12 protein-coding genes and 1 pseudogene are annotated in these 18,790 nt (G+C 54.7%); 2 read left to right on the forward strand and 11 right to left on the reverse strand.

Going from position 1 to position 18,790, the window contains the following annotated elements:
* Positions 1-47 precede the first annotated feature (47 nt).
* The gene (rpoS, locus tag SD961_RS07295) at positions 48-1,040 is read left to right on the forward strand and encodes an RNA polymerase sigma factor RpoS (RefSeq protein WP_306210976.1); all 993 of its coding nucleotides are present in this window, start codon (positions 48-50) and stop codon (positions 1,038-1,040) included.
* 75 nt (positions 1,041-1,115) lie between these two features.
* On the opposite strand, the gene SD961_RS07300 is transcribed toward rpoS, so the two are convergent.
* The 5 genes from SD961_RS07300 to mutS form a co-directional block, all read right to left on the reverse strand.
* Positions 1,116-2,432, reverse strand: coding sequence for a hypothetical protein (locus SD961_RS07300; protein ID WP_318789721.1), 1,317 nt, complete (start codon positions 2,430-2,432; stop codon positions 1,116-1,118).
* A 168-nt stretch (positions 2,433-2,600) separates the two neighbouring features.
* Positions 2,601-3,296: a cysteine hydrolase family protein gene (locus SD961_RS07305; protein ID WP_412916658.1), complete on the reverse strand. Its 696-nt coding sequence runs from the start codon at positions 3,294-3,296 to the stop codon at positions 2,601-2,603.
* Positions 3,293-4,576: a purine-cytosine permease family protein gene (locus SD961_RS07310; RefSeq protein WP_412916662.1), complete on the reverse strand. Its 1,284-nt coding sequence runs from the start codon at positions 4,574-4,576 to the stop codon at positions 3,293-3,295. Before SD961_RS07310 ends, SD961_RS07305 begins: the two co-directional genes overlap by 4 nt.
* Before the next feature lie 48 nt (positions 4,577-4,624).
* Entirely contained in the window at positions 4,625-6,067 is a 1,443-nt protein-coding gene (locus SD961_RS07315) for an amidase (RefSeq protein ID WP_318789723.1), read from the reverse strand.
* Positions 6,068-6,506: 439 nt separating this feature from the next.
* Complete coding sequence (mutS, locus tag SD961_RS07320; RefSeq protein WP_318789724.1) at positions 6,507-9,068, reverse strand: DNA mismatch repair protein MutS; 2,562 nt, start codon at positions 9,066-9,068, stop codon at positions 6,507-6,509.
* A gap of 233 nt (positions 9,069-9,301) precedes the next feature.
* Here mutS and SD961_RS07325 point away from each other — a divergent pair.
* Positions 9,302-10,104: pseudogene (locus SD961_RS07325) on the forward strand (tyrosine-type recombinase/integrase); the annotation flags it as partial.
* 28 nt (positions 10,105-10,132) lie between these two features.
* Here SD961_RS07325 and SD961_RS07330 read toward each other — a convergent pair.
* The 6 genes from SD961_RS07330 to SD961_RS07355 all read right to left on the reverse strand — a co-directional run bounded on the left by SD961_RS07330 (position 10,133) and on the right by SD961_RS07355 (position 18,753).
* Positions 10,133-10,480, reverse strand: coding sequence for a DUF1493 family protein (locus SD961_RS07330; RefSeq protein ID WP_318789725.1), 348 nt, complete (start codon positions 10,478-10,480; stop codon positions 10,133-10,135).
* Positions 10,465-10,914 (reverse strand): STM2901 family protein, encoded by a 450-nt coding sequence (locus SD961_RS07335; RefSeq protein WP_318789726.1) that lies wholly within the window; start codon positions 10,912-10,914, stop codon positions 10,465-10,467. Before SD961_RS07335 ends, SD961_RS07330 begins: the two co-directional genes overlap by 16 nt.
* A gap of 11 nt (positions 10,915-10,925) precedes the next feature.
* The gene (locus tag SD961_RS07340) at positions 10,926-11,408 is read right to left on the reverse strand and encodes an Hcp family type VI secretion system effector (RefSeq protein WP_318789727.1); all 483 of its coding nucleotides are present in this window, start codon (positions 11,406-11,408) and stop codon (positions 10,926-10,928) included.
* A 453-nt stretch (positions 11,409-11,861) separates the two neighbouring features.
* Positions 11,862-14,957 (reverse strand): efflux RND transporter permease subunit, encoded by a 3,096-nt coding sequence (locus SD961_RS07345; protein ID WP_318789728.1) that lies wholly within the window; start codon positions 14,955-14,957, stop codon positions 11,862-11,864.
* Positions 14,958-14,970: 13 nt separating this feature from the next.
* Positions 14,971-16,047 carry an efflux RND transporter periplasmic adaptor subunit gene (locus SD961_RS07350; protein ID WP_318789729.1) on the reverse strand — a complete coding sequence of 359 codons (1,077 nt, stop codon included), beginning with the start codon at positions 16,045-16,047 and terminating at the stop codon, positions 14,971-14,973.
* Positions 16,048-16,101: 54 nt separating this feature from the next.
* Positions 16,102-18,753, reverse strand: coding sequence for a cation-transporting P-type ATPase (locus SD961_RS07355; protein WP_412916663.1), 2,652 nt, complete (start codon positions 18,751-18,753; stop codon positions 16,102-16,104).
* Between the last annotated feature and the right edge of the window lie 37 nt (positions 18,754-18,790).

Below are 18,790 nucleotides of genomic sequence, written 5' to 3' on the forward strand. Positions count from 1 at the left end.
GGCAGAACCTTGGTGTTCTGCCCTTGGATCACGGGTAGGAGCCGCTTATGAGCCAGAATACGCTGAAAGTTAATGAGTTACATGAAGATGCGGAATTCGACGAAAACGGAGCTGAAGTTTTTGATGAGAAGGCTCTTGTCGGAAATGAACCTGCTGATAACGAAATAGCTGAAGATGAGCTGTTGTCACAAGGCGCTACGCAACGAGTATTGGACGCGACGCAGCTCTATCTGGGGGAGATCGGTTATTCTCCGCTGTTGACGGCTGAAGAAGAAGTTTTCTTCGCGCGTCGTGCTCTGCGTGGTGATGTTCCCTCTCGTCGCCGTATGATTGAAAGTAACTTACGTCTGGTAGTGAAGATTGCCCGCCGTTACAGCAATCGTGGTCTTGCTTTGCTGGATCTGATTGAGGAAGGTAACCTGGGGTTAATCCGCGCGGTAGAGAAGTTCGATCCTGAAAGAGGATTCCGCTTCTCTACTTACGCTACCTGGTGGATTCGTCAGACAATTGAACGGGCTATCATGAACCAAACCCGTACTATTCGTTTGCCAATCCATATCGTTAAAGAGCTGAACGTCTATCTGCGTACTGCTCGTGAACTGACCCACAAATTAGATCACGAACCAAGCGCAGAAGAAATCGCCGAACAGCTTGATAAACCTGTTGATGATGTCAGCCGCATGCTGCGCCTCAACGAACGCATTACATCAGTCGACACGCCACTAGGCGGTGATTCTGAAAAAGCGCTGCTGGACATCCTGGCCGATGAGAAAGAGAACGGCCCGGAAGATACCACCCAGGACGATGACATGAAGCAGAGCATCGTTAAATGGTTGTTCGAACTGAACGCCAAACAGCGTGAAGTGCTGGCACGTCGTTTCGGCCTGTTAGGCTATGAAGCGGCAACGTTGGAAGATGTGGGTCGCGAAATTGGTCTGACCCGCGAACGTGTTCGTCAGATTCAGGTTGAAGGTCTGCGTCGTCTGCGTGAAATTTTGCAGGCGCAGGGACTGAATATTGAAGCCTTGTTCCGCGAATAAGCGCAGGCACTTCAGGATGTAAATGCGAAAAGCGGTGGTGAAAACCACCGCTTTTTTATTGCCTGAACCGGCTGCTCAGACGCTTTCTTTTACCTTATCCTTCACATCTGACTTGGCATCCTGCATAACGTAGGTGTTGCTTACAGCCCCCTTGTAAGCGCTTATCAGCATCTGTATCGGGTTAAATCTGCCTTTACCTAATCCTTCCACCACGCCTTTCAGCGCATCAAAGGCCGTTTTCGCCGCACCGACAACACCTCCTTTGAGTACTTCCCACGGATTGGTGCTTTCTGACCTGCCCATACCGGTCAGGAAATTGCTCAGGCCCGGAATAAAGGCGAATGCGCGTCCCAGCTTCAGACAGAGGCCCTGAAAGCCACTCTTGGTAGTGCCGTTCAGGTTTACCATTTCATCGTTGGTTTGCGTCAGTTTCCCATCCTTGGGAAACATTTTGTCCAGTCCCTGTTCCGCCACATCCTTAACGATAGCGGCTTCGGTACCGTGGCGGGCGTCGCCACTTTTAGTCAGCCCCTCTATTTTCCCGTTAGTATGAACATCACCACGATCGCCACCTTCGCGGTTATTCAGCGCTTTGACGTTATTCAGGAAGTAAGACATGTTTTTGGCCGCCAGCGCCCGGCTTTTCTCATCCGGGTTGTTGGCGGTCCAGTCGCCAAATTGCTTCTTGAGATCTTCCTGCTTGATATCTTTCTGATTGCCCAGATTCTTCAGCACCGGATTGTCATTGATGATCTGATCGGCGGAACGGTTGTCGCCATCCATGTTTTTAAACAGGGTGTCGGTGGAGGGCGGGACACTGGTATCTTTCTCATCCTTTGGCATCGCCGGGCCGGTATTTTCGCTGCCGGTCGAAACGGGAGCACTGGCAGAGGTTTCGCCAATAGTGGAGAGGAGATCTTTGAGTTGCGTCATCATCGTAGCTAACTGAGCATCGGTAGAGGTGCTGTTAGCTGCAGGCTGCTGGCCCTGTTGACTCTGCTGACTCTCTTTGAGGAACTTCATCAGGCTGTCGAGCAGCATCTGCAACTGCGACATCTGATTACTGCTGTTATCCGTCGCAGCGGGCGAGTTTTCTGTACCAGTCTGAGATTGCTGCTGCGCCAGTTCATCCTTGAGCTTTTTAAGCTCGTCCTGGCCCTGCTTGATCAGCGAATCGAGCAGCGTTTTATAATCGGCTATCAGCGAAGAAACAGACGATTTCTCACTGGTGGCGCCGGAGTTGCCGCCATATTGCAAAAGGTTAGATTTGCCGGAAGCGGGGCCAAAACCAGCTTCACCGTTTTTGCCCTCCAGCTTCAGGCCGAAGCGTGATGCCAGCATACCGTCTGGCGCTTGATTCATCATCCCACCGGGATTTACTCTCATATTCATGACAATCTCCACTGGACCAGGTTAAAGAACATCAACGAAACGTCAGGTTGCAAAATGCTACTAAACGTTTCATCTCAGTCGTTACGTGGAGAAGAGGAGAGGATAGTTCCATCAACCAGCACCAGGGAGAAACGATCCTGGCGGGCGCGCCGCACCAGCCAGGAGAAACTAAGCCGTTATTACCGCCATCACATCAGCAGAACTGGCTACTGCGCCAAACACGCCGCCCTGCATTTTGACCATCTCCAGTGCCGCGGTGTGGTTAGCGGGATCGGTGGCGGCGCAGCAGTCGGCGACCAGTAAGCATTCAAATCCGCGGTCGTTGGCTTCCCGCAGGGTAGTGTGAACACAGACATCGGTGGTGATGCCGGTAAGCAGCAGGTTTTGGATCCCCCGCGTGCGCAGGATCAGTTCAAGATCGGTGGCATAAAACGATCCTTTACCCGGCTTGTCGATCACTATTTCGCCTTCTGTCGGCTGTAGCTCAGGAATGATCTCCCAGCCAGGTTCGCCACGGATCAGGATCTTCCCGCACGGTCCGGGGTCGCCAATTCCCGCCCCTTTTTGTCGCGAACGCCAGCGCTTATTGGCTGGCAGGTCGGCCAGGTCAGGCCGGTGGCCTTCCCGGGTGTGAATAATGGTATACCCCTTTGAACGCATGGCGTAAAGGAGTTCGCGGATCGGGGCGATGGGGGCACGCGTTAAGCTGATGTCATAGCCCATCGTGTCCACATATCCCCCTTTGCCGCAAAAATCCGTCTGCATATCAATGACAATAAGCGAGCTATTATCTGTGGAGAGTCGGCCATTCCAGGGCCAGTGATACGGAGCAGCCGGGACAAAACGTTCTTCCAGGCTCTTCATGCCGCCACCCATTTTTTTGCTATCTGTGACTGAATAACGCCATAGGCAGCGCCGCCTGCCAGCATGCCAATCAGCGCTTCTCCGGCATCCGGGAACCAGATATGCGCGATGCCGGCACACAGGGTGCCGAAGGCCCAGCCGATAAAAGCGCTTGCGCGCCAGGCGCGTTCTGGTCGTGAGCTGACGATATGGCCCATTATCAGCAGGTCGACAATCATCACTGCCCCAATCGGCGGCACGGCGACGCCCAGCAGGCTGAGCCAGTTGAGGAAATAGCTCCATACGCCAGCCACGGCTAACAGTCCGCCCGTCAGGCCAAGGATCACCGTCCATAAACGCATTTTGCTTTTAAAGAGATGACTGTAGCCAACCGCGCCGTTATAGAGACAATGCGTACAAACGGATCCCAGATTGATAAAGACAAACAGCAGCGCCAGCAGATTAAGCAGGGCGCTGTGCCCGGTCAGCAGATGCAGGAAATCGCCGCCGTTTTGCGCCGGGTTGATGCCAGCGCCTGCAGAGACGATTACCACGCCAGAAAGCAGTGAAACAACGTTCGCCAGCGGAAAGGCTGAAAAGGTGGCTATCACCGCAGATTTTCCCTGTCGGGACCAGCGCGTGAAATCCGCTGTCATGGTGCCCGAGTCAGCAAAACCAGCAATCACCATTGTCATGGCGATGCCCATGCTGATGCCGCCGTGCATGCCCTGATAAGCTGAAATCTCACTGAGATCGCTCTGCTGTGCGACAAAATAGAGAGCCACCAGGCCCAGGATCACAAACATCGGGGCAGCAATCATGCCAATCACAGAGAGCGCACGGACGCCGAGGAACGTAACGCCGGTATAAAGCACCGTCGCCAGGACAATCACCCAGGTGGTATTCCAGCCGAAAGTGGCGTTAACAATGGTGCCGGTGAGGCCAGTCTGAAAGGCATACCAGCCGATGACCACGGTAGAGAGAAACGCAGAGGCAATGATATAGCCCCGGTTACCGAACGTTTTCCGCGCCTGCATAGCAAAGTTCAGCCCGGTATTTCCGGCCAGATAGCTTAGTGCGCCGACGTAAGCAAACAGTACCAGGTTGCCTGCCAGAATGGCGAGGATTGAACGCCAGAATCCCAGGTTATAGGCGATGATCCCACCGAAAACGGCATTGGTCAGGATCATCGGGAAACCAAACCAGACGGCGGAGACCGAGCGGGTTGAATGACGATGCGAAAGCGGCACAGCTTCATTTTCAAACTCTTGCTCTAACCCCGGCGGGGTTGGTGAAAGCAGCGATGTTTTCTGGCTCATAATGTTTTTCCGGTAGAGGTCAGTAAAGGGTTAGCGGGAGAGGATCGGCGGCAACCGATGCTGCCAGCCGCACGCTTTTTCGAACGCAGCACTGGCGCGCAGTACCAAAGCATCATCCAGATGGCGGCCAACAATTTGCAGGCCTACCGGCAGCCCTTCTGCGGTAAATCCGGCAGGAATGGAAGCCGCAGGCTGGCCGGTCAGATTGATCGGGAACACAAAAGCGAGCCATTCGGCAGGGGTGACTTTGCGTCCTTCAATAATCTCAGGGCCTTCGATATCAACGGGGAAGGGCGGCGTAGCAAGCGTCGGGGTCAGCAGCAGATCGTAGCGCTGCATAAAGCGCCACATCTTATTGGTGACCGCTTTGCGCTGCATATTGGCGTCAGTGAAGATCTCTGCGGTCCACTCTTTTTTCAGCATGGTGACCAGATGGGGCGACATGCGCTCGCCATAGCTTTCCATCAACTTACGCATGCCGGAGAGATCGGTTTCCTGCGCCACCAGAGCCGCAAAGGTCTCCTGAGGATCGCCGAAGCCGGGATGCGCTTCTTCCACCACACAGCCCAACTCCTGTTCAAATACGCGTACCGCCTTGCCCACGATTTCACGCACTTCAGGATCGACTGCTGCATATCCCCAGTCTGCGCTGTAGGCAATACGCAGCCCCTTCAGGCTGCCTTTTGCGGCAAGAAGCCAGTCAATATCACTGGTGGGAATCGAATGGCGATCGCGCGGATCGGGGCCTGCAATCACTGACAGCATCATTGCCGCATCCGCAACCGTGCGCGTCATCGGGCCGATATGTTCAAGGGATTCCCAGCTTGAGATACCGGGATACCGTTCATCGCGGCAGCCGGGATAGAGCGGCACGCGCCCCATTGAGGCTTTCATGCCAAACAGTCCGCAGTGTGCGGCGGGGATGCGGACAGAGCCGCCGCCGTCGCTCCCCAGCGCCAGCGGGCAGATCCTGGCAGCCAGCGCAGCCGCTGAACCGGCACTGGAGCCGCCGGGCGTCAGGGCCAAGTTCCACGGATTGCGGGTCGTAGGGAAAATCGGGTTGTGTCCCGTGCCGCTGTAGCCAAACTCCGGCGCGTTGGTTTTCCCCAGAATGATCGCCCCCGCCGCCTTAAGCCGCTCAACGGTGATGTCATCTTCCTCAGGAATAAAGTTTTCATATATCCAGGAACCCGAGACGGTTTTAATCCCGGCCGTTGCAATCAGATCTTTAATGGCGACCGGCACACCAGCCAGCGGGCCGGGATCGTCTCCCAGCATGATCTTTCGTTCAATCTCCCGTGCCTGCTGCATCGCCCGATCGGGCACAGGCGTGCAAAAAGCATGAAGCTCTGGTTCCAGTAGCGCCATGCGCTGCAAAGAAGCCCGCGTCACCTCTACCGGCGAAAGGGATTTATCGCGGATCAGCGCCGCCAGTGAAACGGCGTCAAGATTCAGGATCTCATCATTATTCAAGCCATATTCCTCTCTGTAAGCGTGCGTGATGCGGGCTGACTAGTGCTAGCGTTCAGATAGCAATGCATATTGCAGGCCAGAATTGAGACGACAGGCTTAAAAAAACGATCGGCCTGTGACAGCTTGTATACAGGCTGGTATTCGTCGCATCAGAGTAAAAAGAAGAAGAGGGAGGAGAGAGATAAGCTCAGGGACGATCAAAGGAAGTGAGCCGTTGTAATGCGTGAGACTCACCGGAAAAGTGCAGCTGCCGGGATAGTGGTGCAAAAAAACGGCGGACCTGAGGGCCGCCGTTTTTTTAATAACTGCCTTCCCTCCCTGGCCTTTCGGTTAAAAGAGGGGGATTTTCAGGCTGTAGCCTTACTTACTGCTTGTGAACAGCGGGTTGTGGCTGGAGCAAGCTTGCCGGATGAGGGGCACGCGGCAAGCGCATCTCAGGCTACAGCATCGTTTTCAGGCGATAGATCCACTCAAGCGCCTGCCGTGGAGAGAGCGAATCGGCATCCAGCGCCTCAAGCGCCTCTACGGCAGGAGAGGTCTCTTCTACCAGCAGCGGCAGCTGCGGGCCATCCGCAGAGGTGCTGGCCGCGCTGCCTGACAGCGTCTCCAGCTCTTTGAGCTTCTGCCGTGCACGTTTGATCACCTCTTTGGGTACCCCTGCCAGCGCCGCCACGGCCAGGCCGTAACTTTTGCTTGCCGCGCCATCCTGCACGCTGTGCATAAAGGCGATAGTGTCGCCGTGCTCAATGGCATCCAGGTGAACGTTAACCACGCCCTCCATCTTCTCTGGCAGCGTGGTCAGCTCAAAGTAGTGGGTGGCAAACAGCGTCATCGCTTTAATGCGGTTTGCCAGGCTCTCGGCACAGGCCCAGGCCAGCGACAGGCCGTCATAGGTTGAGGTACCCCGCCCGATTTCATCCATCAGCACCAGGCTCTGTTCAGTGGCGTTGTGCAGAATATTGGCCGTTTCGGTCATCTCTACCATAAAGGTTGAGCGGCCCGACGCCAGATCGTCTGCCGCACCCACGCGGGTGAAAATGCGGTCAATCGGCCCCAGCGTTGCCTGTTCAGCTGGCACATAGCTGCCGATGTAGGCCAGCAGCGTAATCAGCGCCGCCTGACGCATATAGGTGCTTTTACCGCCCATATTGGGACCGGTGATCACCAGCATCCGACGCTGTGGTGAAAGCGACAGCGGGTTGGCGATAAAGGGCTCTTTTAACACCTGCTCAACAACCGGGTGACGGCCGCCGACCAGTTTGATGCCTGGCTTATCGGTTAGCGTTGGGCAGGTGTAGTTCAGCGTCCAGGCGCGCTCGGCCAGATTGACCAGCACATCAAGCTCAGCCAGCGCGGCCGCGCTGAGCTGCAACGCCTCCAGATGCGGCAGCAGCAGGTCAAACAGCTGCTCATAGAGCATTTTTTCCAGCGCCAGCGCTTTTCCCTTAGAAGTGAGAACTTTGTCTTCATACTCTTTCAGTTCGGGAATAATATAGCGCTCGACGTTTTTCAGCGTCTGCCTGCGGACGTAGTTGATGGGCACGCGGTGGCTCTGCCCGCGACTCACCTGAATATAGTAACCATGCACCGCGTTGAAGCCGACTTTTAAGGTATCCAGCCCCAGTTTTTCACGCTCGCGGATCTCAAGCTGGTCGAGATAGTCGGTAGCGCCGTCCGCTAATGCCCGCCATTCGTCCAGCTCCTGGTGATAGCCAGGGGCGATGACGCCACCGTCACGAACCAGCACTGGCGGGGAATCGATGATCGCTTTTTCAAGCAGCTCTCGCAGTTCGTCAAACTGCCCCATCTGCTTACGCAGCGTTTGCAGATGCGGCGTGGCGACGTCAGTCAGCAGCGCATCCAGCGGCGGCAGCTGCTGGAACGCATGGCGCATACGGGCCAAATCGCGCGGACGTGCGGTTCTCAGCGCCAGACGGGCCAGAATACGTTCCAGATCGCCAACCTGACGCAGCAGCGGCGAAATTTCCGCAGTGAAATCCTGCAGGGCGCCAATACTCTGCTGTCGGTTTTCCAGCGTTTTGATATCACGCACCGGCATATGCAGCCAGCGCTTCAGCATCCGGCTGCCCATTGGCGTGACGGTTTTATCCAGCACGGAAGCCAGCGTGTTTTCAATCCCGCCGGCCAGGTTCTGGGTAATCTCCAGGTTACGGCGGGTCGCCGCGTCCATAATGATGCCATCCTGCTGGCGCTCCATGGTCAGCGAGCGGATATGCGGCAGGGAAGTGCGCTGTGTGTCCTTCACATATTGCAGCAGGCAGCCCGCCGCCCGCAGTGCATGATGCGCCTGCTCAACGCCAAAACCTGAGAGATCGCGGGTGCCAAACTGCATATTCAGCTGCTGGCGCGCGGTTTCAACCTCAAATTCCCACAGCGGACGCCGCCGCAGCCCACGCCGGTTTTCAATCAGCGACATGGCGGCGAAATCTTCAGAATAGAGCAGTTCCGCCGGGTTGGAGCGGGTCAGCTCGGCCGCCATCGTCTCCAGATCGGTCGGTTCTGCCAGGCGGAAACGACCGGAACTGATATCCAGCGTGGCGAAACCAAAGCCGCGCGGTCCCTGCCAGATAGCCGCCAGCAGGTTATCCTGACGCTCCTGCAACAGCGCTTCATCGCTGATGGTGCCAGGCGTGACAATGCGCACCACTTTGCGCTCTACCGGCCCTTTGCTCAGCGCCGGATCGCCAATCTGCTCACAGATAGCCACGGACTCACCCAGCTGAACCAGCTTCGCCAGGTAATTTTCTACGGCATGATAGGGCACCCCAGCCATCGGAATCGGTTCCCCGGCCGATGCGCCACGTTTGGTTAGAGAGATATCCAGCAGTTGCGAGGCTCGTTTGGCGTCGTCATAGAACAGCTCGTAGAAATCCCCCATCCGGTAAAACAGCAGGATTTCCGGATGTTCCGCCTTCAGACGAAGGTACTGCTGCATCATAGGGGTGTGCGGAACCAGATTCTCTTTGTCAGTCATAGACATAATTTTATTATTCCATTGAATTTAAAGTAAATTGTGATTTTAGTTATTATCATTAAGTATCACGCTGTCTCATAAAAAATCACCAAAACATGCTTGTAAATGTATGTCGAAGCGTAGGTTGTTATGGAGGTTAGGGTATAACTTCACTAAATAAATGCACAACCTACACCCGGAAAGAAAAGCTGGATTTCTACCTTATTAAATCAAGTGGTTAGGCATAAAATGGATCTTATATGACAGATAAACCAGCAGGCAAACCTTTGTCATCCAAAGCTACCGAAATGATGAAGCCCATGGACAAAAACAAGGCCGACACGGTTGAAAACCGGGGCTTGCGTGTGACCTGCGGCGCTTCGGGTATCAAGACCTTTTTCTACCGCTATACTAGCCCAGCGACCAATAAGCTGTCACAGGTAAAAATTGGAAGCTTCCCGCAAACTTTACTTGCAATGGCAGGTATGAAGTTGCAAGAACTCATACTAATCAGAAGTGAGGAGCGAGGTCCGGCAACTGAGCTGAAAGAAGAGAAGCAACGGTTATTCGAAGAGAGTCAAAAACCGAAAGCGGCAGCGCTGACGGTTGAAGGGTTGGTTGAGCTGTACCTGACTGAACGGATAGAAGATCGAAAAAGTGCTGATGGGAAAATCATTCCAGGAGCGCGTAAAAAGAAAGGGTAAAAGGAAGTGCGACGTACTTTGGAGAATGATGCGGTTGCAAACCAGGCGCGCGCGTTGCAGTAGAAATCACTCGTAAAGATATCGTCGAACTGGTTAATGGAGTGATTGAACGCGGTGCCAAAGTTCAGGCAGGTAATCTATTTCGTGAACTCTCCTCCGTTTATACGCCAACGATCAAAAACGTGCTAAGGCTGACGCTCTGGACTGGGTGCCGAACAGGTGAGGTCTGCAACATGGTCTGGGATGATGTGGATCTTGATAATGGCACTATTCATCTGCGAGAAACCAAGACTGGGATAGAGCGTTATGTCCAGTTATCTGGTCAGGCTATCGACTTACTTAAAATTCTGAGTCTTTCACCTTTTGTTATCTCGTTACTGAATATATTCAGTCATACAGCCATTTTCCAGCTTTCGCTGATTCGGCAAACATTTTCACGGTTAATGGCTTGCGGGTTCTCTCTACATCCTCACGTTTTAATTTGAACCACCGTTGTATTAACGGTGTGTTTTCCCAGGGGAAATAGCACGACCAATTTACACCAGATAAATCCACGTTGAATTGTTTCTCAAATTTATCCAATACCTCATGTAAGTCATCGCCGGGAGCATCAAATAAATCATAGTCAAGTTCCAGAGGAATTTCTTTCCAGTTTCTATCTAAACAGGTTGATATCTCTTCTTTAAATAAGTCTAAAACTTGGTCTTGAATACTTTTCATTAAAAGGATGTCCATTGTATGCGATCTTTGGGACGGGCTATCAGGTTGTATTTTGCCTGAGTTCTTCTTGATACTTGGTAAATTGAGTTCACAAGTCCAATCCAGCCTAACCAGGGAACATAACGAGCGATAACTGCGGCAAGTTTGTTGGTCTTTTGCATCTTAAAGCCTACGGGGGTAGGAACTCTGATGCCAAATGGAGTTCGTGCCTCTCTCAGAAGCATTCTTCCATATTTAGATATAACACTTGTGCCTTTTATTGCCTCTCCCGGCTTCGTTCTGGTTTTTAGCCATGGTTGTCCGGCAAGGATTGCAGCACCTGATTCAATACCAATACCAAGTTCATCACAAAATTGTTCAAGGAAAATAACATCGAAAAGTTCACCCGGAGATAGATTGCTTGCTCCATGGTAGAAGTACGTTCCATTTAACTCTTCGGTCGTATCCATTTCATCACCTATTACGCGGTCTGTCGGTCATTCCATGCATCAGCGTAGATTATGTTTCCGTCACAGTGCTTCCAGGTGATCTTTTCATAACGCAACTCAACGGATTCAAGGTGGTTGTTATTTTTGTCTTCTGGCGATGCCATTGTTGGAGATATTGAGACAATCCGAACACCTTCAAGCAGCATGTTGAAATATTCGACTTCCTGACCAGCATCGTTAATTTTATACCATTTTATCTCAGCGGATTTCAGGTTCTGACCCGTGGCAACAGCTTTGTAGAGGTAGGGACTGGAATAGTCGAACTCTTTGATAATGAGCATAGGCGAGTGTTGGCGGGATCCGGTGGGTTTGCCTGTGGCGTTATCAGTGGGAATTGAAAGGTTATGGTGAAATCCTTTGAACTCAATGCTGAATTCCCTTCCTGCTACGTCACAGCCACCTTTAATGAGTGCGCCGCCATCATCGTAAATCCACATATTTCCCGGAATTGCCATGTTCTTTTCCTTATATTGTTGTAAATCCCTGTAAATAGTGTACCTATCGAGTGGCGGCGAGTAAATAACCAATGTAATTTTTGGGTGTCTTTTCAGATTAGGCTTTCTACGTCTTCTGTACAGACCTCGAAGTTCTATTTTCCCCAAAAATCTTTCCCATCACTAAAGCAGAACCCAATAAAAACTGAATTTATGATTTTATATCAATTCGTTAATGGTTAGATAAAAGTACTGCTGCATCACAGGGGGATGGTAGACGGGTTATCTGTGGCCATTAGCAGGTCTTCTTTTCCAGTCCATTGAATATAAGATAATGGCGCAACTTGCATTAAGGTCGTTCAGCGGCCTCTATATTAACGCAGCGAGTAAAAGGCTGTCCCAGCAAAAGCCGGAAGCGCTTCGCAAACTGACCAAAAAAACGAAAGGCTTCCGGCTGATTGCCGACACCAGCTTTTATTTCATCAGCCCATGCGCCCACTCCCTGAGGCGCTGGCAGCATACAAATAGCCCCGGAATAAACAGCATGCCGACTATCGTGGCAACCAGCATGCCGCTGAACACCGTGGTGCCAATAATGATCCGGCTTTGTGCACCTGCTCCCGTGGCAAACATAATGGGAATGACGCCGATAATAAACGACACGGCTGTCATCATCACGGCCCGGAAGCGCTGAGTGGCGGCCTGTCGCGCGGCATCGGCAATGCTCAGCCCTTGCCCGCGCAGCGTCCTGGCAAATTCCACGATCAGAATGGCGTTTTTAGCTGCCAGCGCAATCAGCAGCACCAGGCCTATCTGCACATAGATGTCATTGGCAAAACCGGCCAGCCACAGCCACAGCAGGGCGCCTCCCAGCGCGAAGAGCACGGAAAGCATCACGCTGGCAGGCAGCGTCCAGCTCTCGTACTGCGCAACCAGGAACAGCCAGGCAATGGTTATAGCCGCCACGATAATCCACAAAGCCTGATTACCCGACTGCTGCTCCTGAAGCGACAAGCCGGACCAGGCGTAGCCATACCCCTCGGGCAATGATTCGTTCAGGATATCTTCCATCACATTCATTGCTGTGCTGCTGCTGGCGCCGTTAGCAGCGGAGCCGCTGATGGCTACTGACGGGAACTGATTATACTGGTTCAGATAGGGTGCGCCGACGGTGGGTGTCAGCGTGACCAGACTGCTCAGCCTGACGCGCTCGCCACTGTTGCTGCGGACGTAGAGGTCGCTGACCTGATCGGCACGTTCGCGCCAGCTCATTTCGTTCTGCATCACTACATGGTAGAGGCGATTATTCAGCGTAAAGTCGCCAGCCTGGGTGCCGCCGAAGGCCGTCTGCAGGTTACTGAAAATACGCGCGACGGGCACGTCAAGCTGGGCAGCACGGTCACGATCTACGGTGAGGCGAAGTTGCGGAACCTGGCTGCTCCAGGGCGTAAACACCGCCTGAAGCTGAGGATGCTGATTAGCTTTTAGCAGCACGGTTCGGGCCACCTGTTCCAGCTCTGCAGAAGAGTCTCCCTGGTAGGACTGCAAGCGGAGATCAAAACCGGCGGCACTGCCCAGGCCCGGCAGCGTCGGCGGGGCAAAGGTCATGATGGTTGCACTGTTGACCTGTAACAATTTCAGGTTCAGCCTGGCCATCACCTGATCCACCGGCGCTCTGCTTTCCCAAGGTTTGAGCATCACCGACATAAAGCCCACGTTTGAGGAGGAAGTGCCGCTGAGGATGTCAAAGCCCGACACCATAATGACATCCTCCACCGCAGGGTCGCTCGCCAGCACCTGCCGTGCTTGTTCCATCGCGGTTTCGGTGCGTTCAAGAGATGCCGCATCCGGCAACTGAACGTTGGCAAAAAAGTAGCCCTGGTCTTCTTCCGGCAGAAAGCCCTTCGGCATCGATATAAAGCTGTAAGCCACCACGCAAGCGGCAAGAGAGGTGGCGATAACGGCTATCAACGGACGTTGATTGATCCGTGAAATCGCCCGGCCGTAACCCAGCCTGACTGCCTCTAATCCCTGATTAAACAGGCGGAACAGCGCGGCGGGCTGGCGCGGGCGGGGACGCAGCATCACTGCGCACAATGCGGGCGTCAGCGTTAATGCGATAAGGCTCGACAGCGTGACTGCACAGGAAAGAGTGACGGCAAACTGCCGGTACAGTTCACCTACGATGCCAGGCAACAGCGCAATCGGGATAAACACGGCCAGCAGCACCAGCGTAGTGGCTATAATGGGTCCGGCAATCTGGCGCAGAGCTTCTGCCGTGGCGCTGAATCTGTCGTGGCCGCTGGCCATCAGATCTTCCACATTTTCCACCACCACAATGGCGTCATCCACCACCATGGTTAACGCAAGAATGATGGCGAACAGGCTGAGGGTATTGGCGCTGTAACCAAATGCGTAGAGCAGGGCGAAAGTGCCAATCAGTGAGGCGGGGATAGCCATGGAGACGATAAACGTCGCCCGCCAGCTCTGTAAAAACAGCGAAACCACGGCCACCACAATCAGCAGCGTAATCGCCAGCGACCAGCCAATCTCTTTCAGCGTGGCAGAGACAAATTGTGTGGTATCGAATTTGATCTCCCACTTCAGATCCTGCGGGAAACGGAGAGCCAGCTGTTTTAGCTCGGCGCGTACCTCTTTCGCTACGGTCAGCGCGTTGGCATCCGGCGTCGGGTAGATGGCGAGATAGGCCGATTCTGTGCCGTTAAGTTTTGCGCTGGAGTGATAGCTGCGCGCGCCCAGTTCAATTGTCGCGATGTCGCCCAGACGAACCAGTTGTCCGGTTGGCGAGCTGCGAACGACGATCTGCCTGAACGCTTCTGCGCTGTTCAGGCGACCCATGCCGTTCAGGGTCAGCGTCTGTTGCTGGCCGCTGAACTGTGGCGGTGTGCCGATTTGCCCTGCTGCGCCCTGTACGTTTTGCTGGCGCAGCGCCTGGTTGATCTCTTCAGAAGTGATATCCAGCGCGTTCATCCTCTCCGGCCGCAGCCAGATGCGCATACTGTAGTCCCGTGCGCCAAACATCTGCACTTGCCCCACACCGGGGAGACGAGCCAGCGTATCACGCACCAGCGTACTGGCGTAGTTGCTGATAAACAGCTGATCGTGCGTCTGTCCGGGCGAGAAAAGAGTCACGCCCAGCATCAGGTTAGTGGCGCGTTTGCGTACCTGCACACCCAGCGCCTGCACATCAGCCGGAAGCTGCGCAACCGCCTGTGCCACGCGGTTTTGCACATCGACCGCTGCCAGATCCGCATCGGTTCCGGCAGCAAAGGTCAGCGTCAGATTGTAAGTGCCTTCATCTGAGCTGGTGGAGGCCATATAGAGCATATGGTCCACGCCGTTGATCTGCGTTTCCAGCGGCGCGGCTATTGCTTCTGCCACATCGCTGGCGCTGGCTCCGGGCCAGGTGGCGGTAACAGAGATAACGGGCGGCGTGATCTGCGGATATTGTTCGACCGGGATCACCTTTAACGCCAGCGCACCGGTCAGGGTCAGCAGCAGCGCCAGCACCATCGCGAAGCGCGGGCGGGTGAGGAAAAATGTCAGCATGGTTGGTTCCTCATTACTCTGTCACCGTCACGCTGGCCCCGGAACGCAGTCGCTGCACCCCTTTGACCACCACCCGATCGTTCGCTTCTACGCCCGACAGAACCTGATAATATTGCCCCAGCTGGCTGCCTGTGGTGATGCGGCGCTGTTCGACAAGCTGGTTGTCATTGACTCGCCAGCAGAAATAACCCTGCGCGTCCTGCATCAGTGCGCTGGCGGGGATAAGAAGCATCGGCTTCGGCCTGGTTGACCGCAGATAAACATCGATACTGCCGCCGGGCAGCAGGCGTTGCTGAGGGTTAGCGAACTCGCCACGCAGCGTAACGCTGCCCGTGCGCGGATCGATTTTGTTATCTACCGACACCAGAACACCAGGTTCACGCTGTCCTGCCAGATCCACCTCCGGCGTCCAGGCCTTTTTCAGTTCACTGATATCCGGGTGCTGCCCTGCTTTCTGGAAGAACCTATGTTCCTCAATGGCAAAGGCGATACGTATTGGATCAAGCTGGACGATCTCTACCAGCGTGCCGCTGGCGGGCGCGATCGGACTGCCAACATGAAACTGGCTCTGGCCCACGCGTCCAGTGATTGGGGAGAGGATGCGGGTGTAACTCAGCTGGATCTCTCTGGTCTTGATCCGCGCCTTCGCCTGGTCAACTGCCGCGCGGGCAATATCCCGCTGCATGCGGGCATTATCGAGATCATGCTGGCTGAGGGCCTGAGAATTTTTCAGGCGCTGATAGCGGTCCAGCAGTTGTTGAGCTTGCCGCAGTGTGGCTTCGCTACTGCGTAGTTCAGCCTGAGCCAGCGCAAGACTGGCACGGTATTCGGCCGGGTCCAGCTCGTAGAGCAGTTGCCCTTTTTGCACCTGTTGCCCGTCACGAAAATGAACCTGAGTAATTACGCCTTCGATGCGGCTTTGCAGCGCCACATGGTGTACGGCTTCTGTGCGGCCGGGCAGGCGACGTTCGCTGGCCTGCATGCTCTCTGTGATGCGTTCCACCTGCACAGGTTGTGCGGCCAGCCCGAGCGCGGGCCAGCCGAATGCGATGACCAGCGTCAGTGCGGAGATTCTGAAGATTGCGTTCATGGAGGTGTTCCGGATAGTTGGGTAAAGGGACGCCCTTTCGGGCGTCTGCGGGCCTTACTGCCGACGGAAACGGCGGGTAAGGGGCTTTTCCAGTTCAACAATCAGGAACAGCAGCGCCCCGACGGCGAAGGTGACACCCCAGTAACGCAGCGGGAGTCCTTCGGTGCCGAACAGCATCTGCATAAAGGGCAGGTAAATGATTGCCAACTGGAGCAGCAGCAGCAGGCCGCTGACCAGCCAGACCCCTTTATTACGCAGCAAGCTTTTGTCCAGAGAGAAGCCATCGGTACGACGGCAGTTCAGCATGTAGACCCACTGCGCCGTTACCAGCATCTGCAGCAGAACGGTGCGGATAAACTCCGGGCTGTGGCCGCGTGGTTGCAGCCAGGCTTCCAGCACAAAAGCGCTGATCGCTATTAACAGGCCGACAAAGCCCACACGCCAGAGGGCGAAGCCATCCATTACCGACTGAGCGACGTTACGGGGAGGCCGCTTCATAATGTTGTTTTCTGCAGGCTCAAACGCCAGGCCAAAGGAGAGGGTGGCGGAAGTGGCCATGTTCATCCACAGGATCAGCACCGGCGTCAGCGGGATAAGATTACCCGCCAGCAGCGCAATAATAATCAGCAGACCCTGTGCCAGATTGGTAGGCATTATAAACAGAATGGTTTTCTTCAGATTGTCATAGACGCGGCGCCCCTCTTTTACCGCGCTGGCCAGCGTGGCGAAATTATCATCGGTCAGCACCATATCCGCCGCCTCTTTGGTCACCTCGGTGCCTTTGATGCCCATCGCGATGCCGACGTCGGCCTGCTTAAGGGCTGGCGCATCGTTAACGCCATCGCCGGTCATGCCCACGATTTCCCCTTGCTGTTGCAGGGCTTTCACCAGACGCAGCTTATGTTCCGGGCTGGTGCGGGCGAAAATATCAAATTTCACCGCCGCTTCCGTCAGCTGCCCGTCGTCCATTTTTTCCAGTTCGGTACCCGTAATCGCCTGGTGGCTGTTGCCTATGCCAAGCATCTGCCCAATGCTCATCGCCGTTTGCTGGTGGTCGCCAGTGATCATCTTCACCCGGATACCGGCCTGCTGGCAGATTTTGATAGCGTCAATCGCCTCCGGACGGGGAGGGTCCATCATTCCGGCAATACCCAGAAAGATTAACCCCTCCTGCAAATGTCCGTGCGTGAGAGGCGCGCTATCTGACGGTGCTGGCTTCCAGGCGGCCGCTACCATCCGTAAGCCTTCACGGGCATGAGAAACAATGTGATCTTCCCAGTAGTGGCGGTCAAAAGGTTGCTGACCCGCTTCGGTCTGCTGCTGCTGACACAATGTAAACAGGACATCTGGCGCACCCGTAATCAGGATTTGCTGCTCATGCCCAATTTCATGGCGGGTTGCCATATATTTGTATTGTGAATCGAAAGGGATTTTGTCGATCGGGCGTACGGCCACCGGTGACAAGTTTGCTTTTGCTGCCAGTACCTTCAGCGCCCCTTCGGTCGGGCCCCCGGTCAGCACCCACTGGTTCTCATCGTTACGCGTCAGCTGGCTCTCATTGCATAAATCCAGCGTGCGCAGATAGCGCTCAAGCACGCTGCCGGGTTGCAGCGTGACCGGGCTGTCACTGCCCTGAAGATAAATGTTGCCAACCGGCTCATAGCTGTTTCCTTCCACGCGGTAGCAGGCTTCGGCAGTGATCACCGCCTTCACCGTCATCTCGTTCAGCGTCAGCGTGCCGGTTTTATCGGAACAGACAACGGTCATTGCACCCAACGTTTCTACTGTGGGCAGCTTGCGGATAATGGCCCCTTTGCGCGCCAGCGTCTGCACGCCCAGCGAAAGAATGATAGAGATAATGGCAGGCAACCCTTCCGGTACCGCCGCTACGGCCAGGCTTATCAGCGAAAGCAGCAATTCGCCCAGCGGCATATCGCGCATCATCAGGCTGAAGATAAACAGGGCTATCATCATCACAAAAATGATCGCCGAAATCCCTTTACCCAGTTTGTCCATCTGCTGTAACAGCGGCGTGCGGTTTTTGGTGACGGAAGCAATCATCTGATTGATGTGCCCCAGCTCAGTGTTGCCGCCTGTCGCCGTCACTACGCCAGTGCCGCTGCCCGCGCTGAGCATAGTGCCGGAAAACAGCATATTCTTACGATCGGCAAGGGGAAGGTCGCCGCTCAGCGCCGCCGTAGTTTTCTCGACAACTGTGGATTCGCCGGTGAGGATAGCCTCCTCAGCCCGCAGATTATGGGCTTCAATAAGACGTAAATCGGCCGGCACGCGATCGCCCGCACGCAAGACTACAATATCGCCAGGCACAAGGGTGGCGGCAGAGAGTGTCTGATGGCTGCCCTCCCGGATCGCCACCGTTTCGCTGGAGAGCATGGTAGCGATGCTTTTCAGTGATTTTTCTGCGTTACTTTCCTGAATGTGACCAATCAGCGCGTTAATCACCGCCACACCAAGGATCACCAGCGTATCAATCCAGTGGCCCATCACTGCTGTCAGCAACGCAGCGGCCAGCAGGACATAAATCAGCACGTCGTGAAAATGGGCCAGAAAGCGCAGCCAGGCTGGCTTACCCTTGTGCTGTGGCAGCGTGTTGGGGCCGTATTCAGCAAGGCGAGCGTCCGCCTCTGCCTGGCTAAGCCCGGCCTTCCGGCTCTCTGTTATTTCTACTATTTCTTCTGTCGACAGCTGCCAGGGTTTTTTCTCCGATCCGGAAGGGGAAGTA

The sequence above is a fragment of the Erwinia sp. MMLR14_017 genome, assembly GCF_033657285.1.
Taxonomy (GTDB): Bacteria; Pseudomonadota; Gammaproteobacteria; order Enterobacterales; family Enterobacteriaceae; genus Erwinia.

Bases quoted from the DNA above. Each gene is read 5' to 3' on its own strand.
- SD961_RS07330 (WP_318789725.1), bottom strand. From the start codon at position 10,480: ATGGACATCCTTTTAATGAAAAGTATTCAAGACCAAGTTTTAGACTTA.
- SD961_RS07305 (WP_412916658.1), bottom strand. From the start codon at position 3,296: ATGAAGAGCCTGGAAGAACGTTTTGTCCCGGCTGCTCCGTATCACTGG.
- SD961_RS07340 (WP_318789727.1), bottom strand. From the start codon at position 11,408: ATGGCAATTCCGGGAAATATGTGGATTTACGATGATGGCGGCGCACTC.
- SD961_RS07335 (WP_318789726.1), bottom strand. From the start codon at position 10,914: ATGGATACGACCGAAGAGTTAAATGGAACGTACTTCTACCATGGAGCA.
- rpoS (WP_306210976.1), top strand. From the start codon at position 48: ATGAGCCAGAATACGCTGAAAGTTAATGAGTTACATGAAGATGCGGAA.
- SD961_RS07350 (WP_318789729.1), bottom strand. From the start codon at position 16,047: ATGAACGCAATCTTCAGAATCTCCGCACTGACGCTGGTCATCGCATTC.
- SD961_RS07345 (WP_318789728.1), bottom strand. From the start codon at position 14,957: ATGCTGACATTTTTCCTCACCCGCCCGCGCTTCGCGATGGTGCTGGCG.
- SD961_RS07300 (WP_318789721.1), bottom strand. From the start codon at position 2,432: ATGAATATGAGAGTAAATCCCGGTGGGATGATGAATCAAGCGCCAGAC.
- mutS (WP_318789724.1), bottom strand. From the start codon at position 9,068: ATGTCTATGACTGACAAAGAGAATCTGGTTCCGCACACCCCTATGATG.